Origin of the sequence: Bradyrhizobium niftali (genome assembly GCF_004571025.1) — a bacterium.
GTDB classification, from domain to species: domain Bacteria; phylum Pseudomonadota; class Alphaproteobacteria; order Rhizobiales; family Xanthobacteraceae; genus Bradyrhizobium; species Bradyrhizobium niftali.
The window spans coordinates 1-14,862 of record NZ_SPQT01000063.1 but is presented as its reverse complement, the minus strand read 5'-3'; the positions used below and the strand labels follow the sequence as shown (position 1 = coordinate 14,862).

The following is a 14,862-nucleotide window of genomic DNA, read 5'->3' as shown; positions in this document are numbered from 1 at the left end:
GACCAAGCGATGCGAGTTTGCGGCTCAAATGATGTGCGCCGACGCAGGCTTCCATGCCGATCAGGCAAGGCGGCATATTGGCGAGCCGCGCCTCCACTTGGCCACGCGACCACTTTTGCCGCAGCACGATGGCGCCGCGCGTATCGTGGCCCACGACATGGAACGAGTTTTTGCCGATATCGATGCCGATCACGGCGATCGCGGTATTGGGTGTCTGGGACATGGCGTGCTCCTTGTCTTGGCGCCCCTGGCCAGCTTATCGCTGGCGGGGCAGGAGCACGGCCGGACCATCCCATTAACGGACTTCCCTCCGTCCATCGACTCGACCGCGGCAACAAAGCGACGGCCAACTCGCGAGAGAACAACGAAAGTTGCCCGGACTGGAAATTCCGTGATCCGAAGCACATATCACCGGGATGGTGACAATTGTGCAATGCACTTGCGGTGCTGAGTACAGACGCACCGAAGAGAAGTTCTTGGTACCGCATGTTATTCGGCGTACGGTTTGACCCCCGATCGGCGCCGAAGGTTGACCCCGCCCAACACCGCCCAATTCCTTGAACCATCACCGGAATGCTCATCTCGTGTGGGGTCAATGTTGGAAGCCGATGGGGGTGCTTATTTACAGCTTGCTACGGCCACTTGGTGACCTTTGGTCAACGTCGGAGGGTTGTTCGGCTCATTCTCGAAGTCGCGGCAATAGCTGCTGCAGTGGCCGAAGCTGGCGGCGCACCGGCGGAACGCAGCATATCTTTGGCCGTGTGTCTGACGACCACCGATCGGAGCTCTAGTGTAATCGCGCCGATGCCGAGCAGCCACGCTGGAGCACAACTCTCATGGCGAACAAATTTTCGTATGACCGATGAAGTTCGCCCGTCCAGCCTGTCATAGACCCAAGGGGGAATGAGTAGCGCCGGTGCGGACATCGTCGCGCGGGCACGGGATTTCCCGGAGTTGGTCAATGCTATATGCTTTGCTTTACTATGGCTCCGAAGACGCGATCGGTGAACTAAGACCGCTAATCGGCTTATCGGCGCGCCACGGCTCGGGCAGCAATTCTGTGGAGCTGACTAGTGCAATCAAGCTGGACGTGCAGCTCTTGCCTACTACGACGGCCGTCACTGTTCGAGGGGGCGTCCGACCGGTCGTCATGGATGGCCCATATGACTTCGCCAAGGACGAGCTATTGAGTTTTAAAGTGATCAAGGCTTCAAATCTCGACAAGGCGTTGGCGTTTGTCGAGAGTTCCCTTCGTGGGGCTGAAGGTCCTATCGCTTGCGAGATTCGGCCAATTGCTAGTCTCGAAAACCCGTATGAAGCCGCTATCCTCATAAACTCCAATTGATTCACCGATCGCTGATCCAAGGTTAGGCCCGACCGCAAGTGGGAAACGTGCGATCCGTCCAACAGCACGCCGTCGGGCAACTATCACCCACCCGGCCATTTGCCCGACTACCCCCAAGATTAGTGCTTGCTAACGCCCGAGACGTCTAACTTCGCGCGGAGTCTCACCGGAGCAGTCGGAGCGAGACCTCCACCGGCAATCCGAGCTTGGGCTGCAGCGGATGAGCCACGTTTCGACAAGGCGTTCCAGGAGGCAAAAAAATTCGTGAGGGACCGATGAAATTTCGATGACAAGCCGGTCTTACACATTGGTCCGGGTGGCGCCGTCAATGAATTGAGGAGGCAAAATGCGGTCTCTAGAAAGTAGGATCATCGTGGTGAAATCTCACTTCGAGGTCCCTACGAGCAACGTAATTCGATTTGAACTTGATCATCTACAGAAGCGACGCTCGCCTCGTGTTGTACCCGCATTCCAACGCCTGTGGGAGTCTCGAGAGACAAGTGATCGGGCAGTTAACGGAGACCGTTATTCATTTGGAGCAGCTACTTCGGCGGCTTGAGACCTCAATCGAGCAGGCAGGCAGATCCACGCCAGCGCTGGGGCAAAAAGCGGATCAGATAGATCGCAGATAAGAGAAGTTCAGCAGATGCTGCTCCACCCGGTAGAATGGGCGCCGACGATGCCGAGAAGGCCAGCTAGCTGTCGAGTCTTTAGAGGGGCTCGAGGCCTTTCATTCAAACGTTTGCTTGTGGGTACAGCGCTTTTCTTTGTCACCAAAGCCGGTATCAGCCGCGTCGTAACCCACCGTGGCGATTCAATCTCCAGACGGAATGAGCACAGCCGAGCGAGGGGCTGAATGTCATTTGCTGCTAGTAAGATCGCGCTGTTTATTGACGGGACTAATTTTCATGTGACGGCCAAGACGCTCGGTTTCGATGTAGATTACAAGCGGTTGCTTAAAGAATTCCCGGGCCGCGGCATTTTGGTGCGCGCCTTCTATTACACGGCGATGATCGAAGATGAGGAATACTCCTCGATTCGTCCGCTCGTGGATTGGCTGGATTACAACGGCTATACTGTCGTCACCAAAACGGGCAAAGAGTTCTTCGATGCCTTTGGCCGGCGCAAAGTCAGCGGCAATATCGATATCGAACTCGCGATCGATGCCATGGAATTGGCCGAGCACATCGACCAAATGGTCCTATTCTCCGGTGACGGCGACTTCCGCTCCCTGGTAGCTGCCATGCAGCGGCGCGGCGTTCGGGTCACAGTGATTTCGACCATCTCTAGCCAGCCTCCAATGATACCCGATGAGCTGCGTCGACAAGCGGATGTATTCACGGATTTACTGGAGCTGCGGTCAGATGTCGCCCGAGAGCCGGCTGAGCGGCAGCTGCGCGAGCCGCGTCGTCGTGAGGTGCAGTTCGTGAGGCGTACGATCGCGGGGAAGGCGGGCCCAGAGAGCGGCTCTCGGGGCAAGCCTCGCAACTAGGATGCTCTTGAGGTTTTGCAGACATCTAACTTACGGTGTGCCAGCAAAGCCGAGCGACCTTTGCGTCGGGGTGGCGGCGCGCGAACTTAACGCGGGCGCCGTTGGCGTTTATGATTGCCGAGATCGAGGCAGCTGCGGGACTGCTAACCGGCGAACTCGGGACGCTTGCCGGCGGAGAGCGAACCTGATCACGGCGCTTCACTTGGCCGAGCGAGCCTGACCGGCATGCAGCGGCGAAGCTCGTCTATGGTCACGCGGACTTTCGAAGGCACATGTGCGGTTTGCGACCAGACCGCGTAGACGGAGTTACCGAGCGCTCGGTGGTCATCGAGGACACTCACGAGCCTGCCTGATTGAAGCTGGCTGTCGACTAGCCACGCCGGAAGGCAAGCGAGTCCGGCGCCATTGATCGCGGCCTCGGCAATCGCCTCCAGATCGTCCAGTCGAATACGGCCGCCGACGGAGAGTTCTGTCACGGCGCCGTCCTTCGTCGCGAACCGCCACGGCTCGGCCCGCCCGCCACGACGAGCGTAGGGGAGACAATCGTGGCCTGAGAGATCATCCAGGTCAGATGGGCGGCCACGTGCCGCGATATAGGCCGGCGCTGCACACACCTTCATGTCGAATGCGCCCAGCCTGCTGGCCGTCAGTCCAGCGCGATCCGGCAACGGTCCGATGCGTACCGCCAAGTCAATGCGTTCCTCGACGAGATCCACAAGCTGGTCCGCGAATCGAAGATCAAGCTCCATAAGTGAGTGCTGACGGGTCAAGCCAACGAGAACGGGTGCGACGCAGAGCCGGCCCAGCAGGACAGGAGCGCTGACGCGGAGCACCCCTGTCGGCGAGCGGCCACCTCCACTCAGCATCGCCTCGACCGCATCGAGCTCGGCGACGATACGTTGGCAACACTCATAAAACGTCTGGCCCTCCTCGGTCAGGCTCTGCGCGCGGGTTGTGCGATTGAAGAGGCGGACGCTCAGCCGCTCCTCTAAGCGCGCTATCGTCTTGCCCACCGCCGATCGGGTTAGGCCGAGCTGTTCAGAGGCACGCGCGAAGCTGCCGGCGTCTGCGGCTCCTAGGAAAACGGAGATGCCGTTCAAACGATCAACCATGTTGCCTCGGTAGAAAATCTGTCGCCATTGAATAGAAAAATGACCGCCAATGCGGACGTGTAAGCTCCATTATAGTCCGCTTTCATAGGGCCGTGACAGGTGAGAGCGTGATGAAGATTTGGCAGGTTCTAGGGTCCGGACGAGGTGGTTTAAAGCTTGTGGAGGCCCCGAAGCCTTTTCCCGGTACTGGCGAGGTGTTGGTGCGCGTTCGCGCCGTGTCCCTTAACTATCGTGATCGCCTCTCGATCGACAACAACGGCTATGCAGCCTACGGTCTGCCATTCACGCCCTGCTCGGATCTTGCCGGAGAGATCGAGGGTTTGGGTACAGGTGCGTCGCGCTTCGTCGTCGGCGACCGTGTCATCAACAATTTCAACGCGGGCTGGGTGGACGGTCCGCCCCCGCGCATCGCCGGCGTGGTGCCAAGCTTCGGGGGGCCCGTGCCGGGCGTGCTGGCTGAGTATGTCGTCGCGCCGGAGGCCTGGTTGGTCAAGGCGCCCGAGAGTTTGTCGTACGCTGAGGCGAGCACCTTGCCGTGCTGCGGACTCACCGCATGGACCAGCCTTGTAGAGCTTGGACGAATGCGACCCGGTGAGACCGTGGTGGTCCAGGGTACAGGTGGCATGTCGATCTTCGCGCTCCAAATCGCCGCAGCCGCTGGCGCGGAGGTGATCGTCACCTCCAGCAGCGACTCCAAACTGGAGCGAGCAAAGGCGCTTGGCGCGCGGCACGGGATAAACCGGACTGCGAGAACGGATTGGGCCGCGGCAGTGCTGGAGCTCACCGGCGGACAGGGCGCCGACCATATTCTCGAGATGGCAGGCGGCGCCAACCTCGCAAGCTCGGTGGCCGCGGTAGCGCCGGGAGGCCGGATCTCGCTGATCGGTGTGATTGGCAGCTTCGATTCCAGCTTTCCTTCCGTACCCGCGATCCAGGCGCAGGCGACGATCCAGGCGATTTACGTGGGACATAGGCGCGGACTCGAAAACTTGGTGCGGGCCGTTGATCAGATCGGCCTGAAGCCGGTGATCGAAGCCGAGTTCACGTTCGCGGATTTCCTCTCTGCCCTCGATACCTTCGCCAAGGGCCCCTTTGGCAAAGTCGTCGTAACTCTCTGAACGGGGGAAGCACAACCCTTAATGGTTGCGAGGGCGTTCCCGGCAGATGCTCCAGCCTGGCATTGTGTTGACTGGTAGTCTGTGATCGAGACTCGCCCGAGCTACATGACTCACATCTTCTGTCTAAGACGGCCGCGGTCGCGGACCATTTGCCTGTGGGGAAGACGCCGCGCCGCTCTGGGCTACAACGAGTTTACGCAGAAGCATGGTGGTATTCGTGCCCTCGGCTGGGGTGAAGGCGATCACGGCGAGAGCCCATACTACGCGGGCGGTTAGTCCAATAGAAATTCCTTACTGCGACTGTCAGATTGCCTGAGTGCTAGAGCACTCTTCGTGGCATAGGCCATTCAGCAGGGAAAAACGAGCTTCCCATAAGGAAACTACCGGCGTGAAGATCAAACAATGCGTGGACGTCTCCGGCTGCCCCGTCGAGATTACGCTCGACCTATTGAATAGTCGTTGGAAGGGGGTGGTGCTCCTTCATTTGTTAGACGCCGGCTGTCTTCGCTTCAACGAACTGAACCGGCGCGTGATCGGCGTGAAGCAGCGTCTGCTTACGAAGCAATTGCGAGAATTGGAGGAGGCCGGACTCGTAGTTAGAACGGTCTATTTTTACTGAGTCATTCGGTCGCGCCTGCGAACGCAAGAGCGTTGAGCCGATGGCGGCGCGGACGGCTCCGGCGCGGACGGCAGCCCAGCACCAATCACTGCTGCATTTTGTCGGCAATGCGGCCTGGTCGGACGAGGCCGTTCTGGCCAAGGTCCGCGAGATGGTGCTGCCGGCGATCGAGAAGAACGGGCCGATCGAGGCATGGATCATCGACGACACCTCGTTCCCCAAGCAAGGCAAGCATTCGGTCGGCGTACACCACCAATATTGCGGCCAGCTCGGCAAGCAGGCCAATTATCAGGTGGCGGTGTCGCTCTCGATCGCCAATCAAGCCGCCAGCCTTCCGGTGGCTTATCGGCTGTACCTGCCGGAGGCTTGGACGAAGGATCGCACGCGGCGGAAGAAGGCGGGCGTTCCGAAAGAGATCAAGTTCAAGACCAAGCCGGAGATTGCATTGGATCAGATCCGCTGGGTCTGCGAGGCCGGCTTGCCGCGCGGTGTCGCGTTAATGGATGCGGCTTACGGCAGGGACTCCCGGCTGCGCGCCGGCATAAGGGAATTGGGCGTGGCTTACGTGGTCGGCATCTTGCCGGACACGTTGATGTGGCGGCCCGAAACCAGCCCGCGGCGCATGGACAAGCCGATGAACAATACGGGCCGGCGCGACGAGCCAGATTTGGTCTCGGCCAAGGAGGTGGCGCTTGCTCTACCGAAGATAGCCTGGCGCACGGTGACATGGCGCGAGGGCTCGGCCGACCAGTTGTCCTCGCGCTTTGCGCGTGTGCGTGTCCGGGTCGGGTACAACAAACTGATCCCCGAGAAGCTGTCGCCGGAATGGCTGTTGATCGAATGGCCAGACGGCGATGCGGAGCCGGCCAAATACTGGCTCGCCACGATGCCGGAGACCATCAGCTTCGAGCGGCTCGTCGACCTCGCCAAGCTGCGCTGGCGCATCGAGCGTGACTACCAGGAGCTCAAGCAAGAGGTCGGGCTCGGTCATTACGAGGGACGCGGTTGGTGCGGCTTCCATCACCACGCAACTCTGTGCATCGCAGCCTATGGGTTCCTAATCGCCGAGCAGGCGACGATTCCCCCCTCAGGACCTCGTTCCGCCGCGCCAGTCCCGGTACCTCGCTTACCCGATGATTATCGACCCAGAGGCTCCGCCCGCGCGGCCTGAACGCCACATCCCGAACTCGATCGCAACCATGCGCGCCCACTTGATCCGCGCACTCATCAAAACCTTGCCGCGATGTCCGTGCTGTGGCGCCAGCGCAGCATCGAATGGTCGTCGATGCCCATGACGCAGTAAGACTATGCCGAGGTGCCTCCCCGGGTGGAATATAGGCTCAGCGAAGAGGGCGAAACCCTTCGGCCATTGGTCGGGATGCTTTTGCAGTGCGGTAAGGGGCGACTTGAGCGGCAACGTGCGAAGCAAGTCGCAAATGCCAGGCGACGAGCCGCCTTGCCAAAGTGACCGCGCCCGCACAAGCACTTAGGCAGCCTGCGGCAGCCCGCCTGTTGGAGTGGAAAGCCGCGCCCGCTGAGTTTGAACCGAGGCGATATGCTAGCGGTCGTACAGCTTACAGCCGTCGCATGTCACGTCACGAGCTTGGGAACGCCGCTGCTAATGCATCGACCGCAAGGCGGACCTTGAGCGGGCGGTGGGGCCTGTGCGTCCACAGTGCGTAGCAGTCGAACGGAAATGAGGGCTCGTCTTCCAGTAGTTGGACAAGCGCGCCTGACTCCGCTCGCGAATGAGCCAATACGGAAGCCACGCCAGCCCCAGGCCACTGGTCGCCGCGCGTCGAGGTCATCTAACCTCAACCGGGTCACTTGGTTAGCTCTATGCGAGCGTTAGCCCATCCTGGGATGGTTTTGCCCGACAGCCGTCAAACCGATTGGATTGATCACAAAATCGTCAAGCACCGATGAATTTGCACTGCGAGAACGGTCTTCCACCGAGATCAGACAACGAGGCTAGGGGTTCGTCGAGGACGTGGCGCCGGCAGCCTCAAAACGCCTGTCCTCGGAACGTGGTGGTCCTCGTACATCGATTGGGACTGATTATGCGCGATGGATTTCGACCTGTAGCCGCAAGTGCCTCTTCTGACGAGAAGTTGCACAAATTTTGGGAAGGATTGCTCCATCGGCTCAAGGTCTGCATCGAGTCTTCGACCGAAGCTGACGGCCAGTCTTCTCTGGCCACCGCGTCGAAACGAAGAGCATGTGGCCGAGCGCAGGGGGAAGCGAGGCCGCCTTCGCAGTGGGTCGAAGGGGCCGCGAGAAAATCTTCCGTGGACCGATGAGATTCAGTGGCCAGGGCGGTCTTATGAACGTGGTCGGGATGTGTCGCGATCGTGGATAGAGACAGAACGAGGAACCTGTAATGATGTTGAAAGACAAGGTTGCGGTGATCTACGGCGCCGGAGGCGCGGTCGGCGGAGCCGTGGCGCACGCTTTTGCGCGCGAAGGAGCAAAGCTCTTTCTCACCGGGCGCAACCGTGCAGCGGTAGACGCGTTGGCCAAGGAAATTACTTCCGCAGAAGGATCGGCCCAGGCTGCCGAGGTCGACGCTCTCGATGAAGAAGCAATCAATGCGCACTTGCAGTCGGTGATCGATACGGTTGGCCGCATCGACATCTCATTCAACGCCGTAGGCATTCGAAACACGACCCTTCAGGGGGTGCCCGTGGTCCAGCAGGCGCTGGATCAATTCTTGCTGCCGATCGCAACTTACACGAAATCGTACTTCCTGACCGCGCGCGCGGCTGCCCGGCGGATGGCTGAAAAGAAATCGGGAGTGATCATGACGGTCACTTCAACCCCCTCGCGCATCGGCATTCCGTTGATGGGAGGCGTCGGTCCGGCCATGGCTGCCGTCGAGGCGCTCACGCGGAATCTGTCTGCCGAACTCGTGCCTCAGGGAATTCGGGTGGTTGGTCTGCGACCTCATGGGATGCCGGAATCCGGCACCATCAAGGAAGTCTTTGGCCTTCACGCCAAAGCATGGGGAATTTCGTGGGACCAGTTCCACGAGTTGATCGCAAGTAGGACCCACGGGCGGCGGCTGCCGACGCTCGTGGAAATGGCCAACGTCGCCGCCTTTATTGCCTCCGATCAGGCAAGCGCGATGACCGGAACGGTCGTCAACATGAGCCTCGGAAGCCTCGACGATTAGCACCTTCTTTGGTTCCGTTGGTGTGGTCGTGCCACTTTTGGTCGCTCTGAGTTGGGGCGACCGACAGTTGAGCGGGAGTCCCGAGTATCGAGATGATCGAGATTCGCGAGCACGACGTCGGGACCTCGAAATTCAAACCTCAAGCGGACTGATCTGCTCCCTAATGTCTCCATCGTGCCTTCCAGCACGCGCAGTAATATGAAAGGACTCCCATGAAGCTCACCGGCCGTACAATCCTCATCACCGGAGGCTCTGCCGGCATCGGTCTCGCCTTCGCACTTAAGTTCATCGAACTCGGCAACCTGGTCATCGTTACCGGTCGGCGGCAGACGGTGCTCGATGAGGTGAAGGCGAGGCACCCGAAGCTCCATACGATCCAGAGCGACGTCGCGGATCCTGCTCAGATCGCGGCCCTCGCTGCGCATGTGAAGGCGAACTTTCCCAAGCTCGATGTGTTGATGAACAACGCCGGCATCAGTCTTTACAAGAACCTCAAGAGCACGACGGCCGACCTTGCCGGCCTGACGGTGGAGTTGAACGTCAATGCGGGAGGCGTGATGCGCATGACGTCCGCATTCATTGACCTGCTCAAAGCCAACAAGGGTACTCTGATCAACGTGTCTTCCGCCCTGGCCTTCGTGCCGCTGCCCTGCTTGCCGATCTACTGCGCAACTAAGGCGGCGATCCATTCCTATACCCAATCGCTCCGTTTCCAGTTGGAGGAAACTGGTGTGGAGATCATCGAACTCATGCCACCGGCGGTGAAGACCGAGATGACGTCAGATCTTCGCGAGGACGATGGCATCACCCTGATCACCACTGACGAGTTGGTGAAGCAATCGTTTGAATCCTTCAAGGCGGGTGCACTCGAGATCCGACCAGGGCAGTCCAAGCAGCTCGCGTTCATGCGCCGCCTTGCTCCCAACTTCATTAACGGGCAGCTATGGAAGGCATCCAAGAAACTTGTGCCGGCAGGCGCCAATGATTCCAAGCCGCCACGTCTGTCTTACACATGAGGTCAGATGTGTGGCCTAGGTAATTTGAGGCGTGCTTCGGGACTCCGCGTGCCAGCGGCGAGCAAACGCCGCGCAAGGGCTTCTGTCCAGACGTGGCCCGTCTTGCTGACCCGAACCAGCAAGGGGCCGGACGTGATTTTGTGGGCATCCGAATGTCCGCCGCATATACCCGATAAGTTGGACAACAGCAAAACGAGATCGACTCCCACCGACGATCTTCGGTCTGCTTACACGGTGGGTAGAAGTGAACACTGGGGACCAGGAGGGCGGTATGCTTGCATTGACGGGCAAGAACATGGTGGTGGTTGGCGGTAGCCGAGGAGTCGGGCGGCGAATCGTGGAGGAGGCTCATAGCAATGGTGCGCGGGTGCTTGCCGTGGCACGACGCGAGGGGCCGCTGCGGCAATTGGCCGAAGAGACATCTGGTATCGAGGTTCTGGCGGCCGATGCAACTGATGCGGACGCGCCTTCAAAGGTATTTAGCATTCTGAAACCCAACATCCTGGTTCTATGCGCGGGAGCGCTTCCGCCGACCGCGCCGCTATACAAGCAAAGCTGGCAGGACTTCGCTGTGAACTGGGAGAGCGACGTCAGAATCGCATTTAACTTCTGCAAGGCAGCTCTGTCGGAACCTCTGCCCCCCAGCACTTCGGTTATTCTGGTGTCGAGCGGTGCCGCATTCGCCGGGTCGCCGCTAACCGGAGGTTACGCTGGCGCTAAACGTACGCAGATATTCATCGCAAACTATAGTCAGAAGGAGTCGGACCGTCTTGGACTTGGCCTGCGGTTCTTAGCGCTTGCACCGCGCATCATGCCGGACACCGAGCTCGGAAGGCATGCTGTCGCTGGCTATTCGGGGTATCTCGGCATATCGGCCGCTGATTTCATTCGGAGCCTGGACTCGCCACCTACGTCGTCTGATGCCGCGAGTGGACTCATCGCGCTCGTGACGAACCCTAGTCGCTCCAAGGAACACGTGTTCATCGTCTCCGGCAAAGGCCTTGAACCCGTGCGGTCATGACCCACCTTGAAAAGGAACACCGGAAACCCGATATCGATTGCGATGACTGCTGCGGATCCGCCACATCAGGCCCAACCCTCGAACCGTTCAGACAGGAAGTTTGAACGGCTCGCCGAACCGTTCCGCCGTGAGCTCAAACTGCATTGTTACCGTATGCTCGGTTCATTGCACGAGGCTGAAGACCTCGTGCAAGAGACCTATCTTCGAGCCTGGAGCAGTTTTGAAAGGTTTGAGGGACGCGGATCATTTCGCGCATGGCTGTACCAGATAGCCACGAATGCCTGCCTGAACGCGCTCGCCAGCCGCAAGAGCGCGCAGCGTTGGCTACCCGACCAGCGCGCTCCCGCAACCGCGGAGATGCCGAACGGCACACCGGCGTCCGACGTCGCGTGGCTCGAACCTTACCCCAGCTCAAATTTGGAAGGCGCCGTCGACGACGCGCCCAATCCGGAGGCGCGGTTTGCGTCGCGGGAGGCCGTGCAGCTGGCCTTTGTTGCGGCCATCCAGCAGCTGCCGCCCCGCCAGCGCGCCGTGCTCTTGCTGTGCGATGTACTGGGTTGGGCTGCTGCTGAAGCCGCAACACTGCTCGGCGGTTCGATCCCCTCGGTCAACAGCGCTCTGCAGCGGGCGCGCGAGACGCTCGCCAAACGCTATCCCAACGGTCAACCGGTCGTTGCATCCCAACCGAACCGCGCGCAGAAGGAGCTCCTCGGTCGCTATTTGCGGGCTTGGGAGGAGCTTGATCTCGATAGTTTTGTGGCTCTTCTCAAGGAAGATGCGACGTACACCATGCCACCATTGCCGCAGTGGTATGCCGGGCGCCGTGCAATCCGAACTTTCTTTGAGTGGGCCTGGAAGAACTATGATGGCTATCGCTTGGTCCCGACGGCAGCTAACGGACAGCCCGCCTTCGCAGCCTATTCCCGTCTCCACGCCAGCGCACCGTGGGGCGCGCACTCTATCCAAGTGCTCTCGATTGAGCATGACATGATTGCCGCCCTGACCCTTTTTGTGAAACCCGAGAGTCCACGGCTGTTTCACGCCTTTGGACTTCCGCTCATTCTTCCGGATGACCTGGGTGGCGAACTACGTTCCACGCTGCATCTGGCCTAAGAAGCGGGTTGCCTGGCATCGCTCCGGCTGCCGCGGGCGGAGCGTGGATAGTTGCTCCTTGAGCAACGGAGCCGCGTTACCTGCCGAACTTCCTAGAACGCGGGAGCCAGTCGTCCGGCCGGGACACTTACCGCATGCGATGTTCCGCGGCCATCGTCTCTTTTGAAGAAAGTATCGCGTCGAGGAACTTCTGTAGGGACACGTGCATCGTTTGAGAAAATTCGCGCGCTGGCCCGGCATCTTGCAAATCAGGGGTCGTGGCGAAGGACGAACTTTCCCATGGCACGTCCCGACTTTAGCCCCTCATGTGCGATGATCGCTTCTGCGCTCGGCAAGACACAATGAACCTGTGGATTGATGGCGCAGGTTTCCAGATCCGTCGCAATCTGCTGAAGCATCGCTTTGAAGGCGTCCTTCCTGGTTCTCCAGAGCGTATAAAGATCCGAACTCCTGATCCCGATGCTCTTGTTAAAATAGGGAGTTAGCAAATCGACGGCGGTACCCTCGGGCGCGCCGCCGAGATGCCCGAAGCTTATGATCTGACCGAAATCACTCAGCACCCTTAGGTCCCGCAATATCGTGGGCCCCCCCACCGAGTTCAAGCTGAGAGCCACTCCCTGCCCCCCGGTAATGTCCAATATCTGGTGGACCACGTCTCTTGCGCTACGGTCGATTGCGACAGTCGCTCCCTGCGAGAGTGCAAAGTCCAGCTTTCCAGAACTCGTGAGTGCGATCGTCCGTAAGCCCGCGTTGCGAGCGACCTGTAAGGCTGCGACTCCAACTCCACCCGCTGCAGAATGGACGAGGACCCAGGCTCCAGTGTCCGGGGCTCCATAGGAGAAGATGGTGTTGCGGGCGGTAGCGTACGCGACCGGAGCGGCGGCGGCGACCTCGAACGAAATGGTGTCTGCGATCTTTGCAACGTAGGTGGCGTCTATCGCGGTAAAGGGCGCGTAGCCGCCCGCGCCCAGATTGCCCAGCCAGATCACGCGATCGCCAATACTTAGACCGTCTACTCCCGCTCCAATGTCTTGGATAACGCCGGCACCCTCGACGCCCAATACGTGCGGTAAGGGCGTCGCCTCAGCCGGGAGTAAACCTTGCCGTATCAGCAGGTCGATATTGTTTACGCCGGCCGCCCGATTTCGGATCAGCACTTGTCCTGCTCCCGCCACGGGGTCTGGCAGCGACACTTCTTCGAGCGTGTCGGTCCGGAATGCCATCACTCCGTAAGCCTGCATCATCATTCCTCGAAGTTCGAAATACCGAACGCGCCTTGCGATCAGGACGTTGCGCGCGAGGGATTGTTCTGGCAAATTGATTTGCGTGAAGAGCGAGATCACCAGCGCTGAATTGTTTGCCCCAATCAGCTTCGACGAGGCGGTGCTTCGTCGAATAGACCTGAATTTGCTCGTGGTTTTCGCGATGGTCTTTAGGCACGGTTCGGTGCAGGAGGCCGCTGGACGGCTCTATCTTGGATCTTCAGGGGTAAGCATGGCAATCAAGCGACTTCGGGCCATCACGTCCGATGCGCTTTTCATTCGGGGCAGACGGGGCTTGGAGCCGACCAGTTTTGCACGAGGTCTCTACGAACGTGTCAGTCCAGCGTTGGCAATGATCTGCGAGGCGATGAGTCCAAAGGCCTTCGATCCCGCAGAAGCAACCGGAACGCTTCGACTTGCTCTATCAGAGGATCTGGAAATCGTCCTAACATCCCGTTTGCAGCGATTGCTGGCTCGCGTTGCACCGGGCCTCAGATTGACCGTGCGACACGGCGACTACAAACGAGCCGCCGCGCTCCTCGACGATGAGATAGCTGACATTGTAGTGAGCGCAAGACCTTCTGAAGTCGATTTGAGGCATACTTGCGAGGATCTTCTGCAGGAAACGTTTGTGGTTCTGAGCGACGCTGATCTCTTCGATCCAAGTCGGCCGATGTCGCTTCAGGAGTATGTGTCGGCAGGACATGTACTCGTGTCGGCGACCGGCAGCTTGCGTGGCAGGATCGACGAAGCCCTCGCGGACCTAGGCCTGAGCCGTTCTGTCAGGGTTGTGACCGAAAGCTTCGCTGCCCTTCCGTTCCTGCTTCGATCGAGCGGCTTGATCGCGAATGTGCCGCGCACCGCGGGCGCCGCGCTCGCCAGCGCCTTCGGGCTGACTATGCACGAGCTGCCATTCGATGGCCCCTCCTTCGCCGTCGCGATGACTTGGCGAGTCCGCGACGAGCGGAATGCTGCACTGGAGTGGATGCGGCAACTGGTTCGCCAACAACTGGGTCCCGCAGAAAAAGGGCAGCCACACTGAAGCATGACTAGCGGGTCCCAGGCGGTCAAGGTTTGATTGACGCATGTCATCCACGATCCTACCGTTTTCTGACACTAAGTCTTCAAGTGGCCCCAGTCACCCTCACTGAGAACGCGACTTCAACACGATATTCCAAATTGTTATTCGGCGTACGGTTTGACCCCCGATCGGCGCCGAAGGTTGACCCCGCCCAACACCGCCCAATTCCTTGAACCATCACCGGAATGCTCATCTCGTGTGGGGTCAATGTTGGGGTCTGACTCATTTCCGATGAAGTTTGCCGGGCGACTGTGGTTCTCAAACGGAGAATCAGCGCCATGCGGACGGGCTTTCAAATCTCATCGCTAGTACCGAGTGGTTTGGTGGTTGATGGTGTAAGTGACTCAATGGATTCGCTTATTCTGTCTGTTAGGTCGGAAGCTGCGGAGGCTCGGTGCCCTTTGTGCGCGACAGCGTCGAGCCGCATCCATAGCCGCTACGTCCGGCACGTTGCCGATTTGCCATCAGCGGGCAGAAAGGTGCGCCTCCGATTACTCACGCGGCGCTTCAC

The 14,862-nt window shown here is 59.5% G+C and carries 12 protein-coding genes and 4 pseudogenes; 12 read left to right on the top strand and 4 right to left on the bottom strand.

Annotated features, from left to right (window positions below):
• Nucleotides 1-223 (bottom strand): annotated as a pseudogene (locus E4K65_RS45100) (IS110 family transposase); the annotation flags it as partial.
• Between the two features lie 738 nt (nt 224-961).
• On the opposite strand from E4K65_RS45100, the gene E4K65_RS45095 reads away from it, so the two are divergent.
• Nucleotides 962-1,345, top strand: coding sequence for a YciI family protein (locus tag E4K65_RS45095; protein WP_135179566.1), 384 nt, complete (start codon nt 962-964; stop codon nt 1,343-1,345).
• Between the two features lie 856 nt (nt 1,346-2,201).
• On the top strand, nt 2,202-2,837 hold the full coding sequence (locus tag E4K65_RS45090) for a LabA-like NYN domain-containing protein (RefSeq protein WP_135179565.1): 636 nt from the start codon (nt 2,202-2,204) through the stop codon (nt 2,835-2,837).
• Between the two features lie 188 nt (nt 2,838-3,025).
• Here the strand turns inward: E4K65_RS45090 and E4K65_RS45085 are convergent, their stop codons facing one another.
• A complete protein-coding gene (locus tag E4K65_RS45085; protein WP_135179564.1) occupies nt 3,026-3,949 on the bottom strand; it encodes a LysR family transcriptional regulator in 924 nt (307 codons plus the stop codon).
• 110 nt (nt 3,950-4,059) lie between these two features.
• Here E4K65_RS45085 and E4K65_RS45080 point away from each other — a divergent pair, with 110 nt between their 5' ends.
• The 4 genes and pseudogenes from E4K65_RS45080 to E4K65_RS50160 all read left to right on the top strand — a co-directional run bounded on the left by E4K65_RS45080 (nt 4,060) and on the right by E4K65_RS50160 (nt 7,154).
• Entirely contained in the window at nt 4,060-5,067 is a 1,008-nt protein-coding gene (locus E4K65_RS45080; protein ID WP_135179563.1) for a zinc-dependent alcohol dehydrogenase family protein, read from the top strand.
• Nucleotides 5,068-5,455: 388 nt separating this feature from the next.
• Nucleotides 5,456-5,677: pseudogene (locus E4K65_RS45075) on the top strand (winged helix-turn-helix transcriptional regulator); the annotation flags it as partial.
• 28 nt (nt 5,678-5,705) lie between these two features.
• A pseudogene (locus E4K65_RS45070) lies at nt 5,706-6,857 on the top strand (IS701 family transposase); the annotation flags it as partial.
• 144 nt (nt 6,858-7,001) lie between these two features.
• Nucleotides 7,002-7,154, top strand: coding sequence for a winged helix-turn-helix transcriptional regulator (locus tag E4K65_RS50160; RefSeq protein WP_135179561.1), 153 nt, complete (start codon nt 7,002-7,004; stop codon nt 7,152-7,154).
• Nucleotides 7,155-7,281: 127 nt separating this feature from the next.
• Here E4K65_RS50160 and E4K65_RS49290 read toward each other — a convergent pair.
• Nucleotides 7,282-7,507 (bottom strand): annotated as a pseudogene (locus E4K65_RS49290) (LysR substrate-binding domain-containing protein); the annotation flags it as partial.
• Nucleotides 7,508-8,066: 559 nt separating this feature from the next.
• Here E4K65_RS49290 and E4K65_RS45055 point away from each other — a divergent pair.
• The 4 genes from E4K65_RS45055 (at nt 8,067) to E4K65_RS45040 (ending at nt 12,008) form a co-directional block, all read left to right on the top strand.
• Nucleotides 8,067-8,858: an SDR family NAD(P)-dependent oxidoreductase gene (locus tag E4K65_RS45055; protein ID WP_135179560.1), complete on the top strand. Its 792-nt coding sequence runs from the start codon at nt 8,067-8,069 to the stop codon at nt 8,856-8,858.
• A gap of 212 nt (nt 8,859-9,070) precedes the next feature.
• The gene (locus E4K65_RS45050; protein WP_135179559.1) at nt 9,071-9,874 is read left to right on the top strand and encodes an SDR family oxidoreductase; all 804 of its coding nucleotides are present in this window, start codon (nt 9,071-9,073) and stop codon (nt 9,872-9,874) included.
• A gap of 271 nt (nt 9,875-10,145) precedes the next feature.
• A complete protein-coding gene (locus E4K65_RS45045; RefSeq protein ID WP_135179558.1) occupies nt 10,146-10,895 on the top strand; it encodes an SDR family NAD(P)-dependent oxidoreductase in 750 nt (249 codons plus the stop codon).
• 6 nt (nt 10,896-10,901) lie between these two features.
• Nucleotides 10,902-12,008 carry a sigma-70 family RNA polymerase sigma factor gene (locus E4K65_RS45040; RefSeq protein ID WP_235886033.1) on the top strand — a complete coding sequence of 369 codons (1,107 nt, stop codon included), beginning with the start codon at nt 10,902-10,904 and terminating at the stop codon, nt 12,006-12,008.
• 248 nt (nt 12,009-12,256) lie between these two features.
• Here the strand turns inward: E4K65_RS45040 and E4K65_RS45035 are convergent, their stop codons facing one another.
• Nucleotides 12,257-13,351: a quinone oxidoreductase family protein gene (locus E4K65_RS45035; protein ID WP_235886032.1), complete on the bottom strand. Its 1,095-nt coding sequence runs from the start codon at nt 13,349-13,351 to the stop codon at nt 12,257-12,259.
• Between E4K65_RS45035 and E4K65_RS45030 the strand changes: the two genes are divergently transcribed.
• Together E4K65_RS45030 and E4K65_RS45025 are read left to right on the top strand one after the other, a co-directional pair.
• Entirely contained in the window at nt 13,335-14,312 is a 978-nt protein-coding gene (locus E4K65_RS45030; RefSeq protein WP_135179557.1) for a LysR substrate-binding domain-containing protein, read from the top strand. The genes E4K65_RS45035 and E4K65_RS45030 overlap by 17 nt on opposite strands.
• Before the next feature lie 317 nt (nt 14,313-14,629).
• A partial coding sequence (locus tag E4K65_RS45025) for a transposase family protein (RefSeq protein ID WP_135179556.1) occupies nt 14,630-14,862 on the top strand: 233 nt, incomplete at its 3' end.